Source organism: Halomonas marinisediminis, assembly GCF_004347715.1.
Taxonomy (GTDB): domain Bacteria; phylum Pseudomonadota; class Gammaproteobacteria; order Pseudomonadales; family Halomonadaceae; genus Halomonas; species Halomonas icarae.
Map to the genome: position 1 here is coordinate 1 of NZ_SLTR01000305.1, position 290 is coordinate 290.

Below are 290 nucleotides of genomic sequence, written 5' to 3' on the forward strand. Positions count from 1 at the left end.
CGTCGCGCCAAACAGCAGGAAGATAGTTGAACAAAGTACAAGACCAACAACAACTTGCGGGTTTTTCGAATATGAAGAAGGAAGTAATGGTGTACCACCGTTTTGTTCAAAACGACGTTCCCATACCATTAGAGCCTTAAGGATAGCAGCGCCGAAAACTACGGTTGGAATCGCTGGAGAAATGCCGAAAATAGTAAAATCAGTCAATGGAGCAACTAGACCCCACTCCGATATTTTTATTAGACCAGAGACGAAACAAAGTAGACCTAGACCCGCAAGCGCAATGCCGA

General features: G+C 44.8%; 1 protein-coding gene. It reads right to left on the reverse strand.

The window, feature by feature from the left end; all coding sequences use genetic code 11:
* A partial coding sequence (locus E0702_RS22290) for a hypothetical protein (protein ID WP_205742019.1) occupies positions 1–290 on the reverse strand: 290 nt, incomplete at both ends.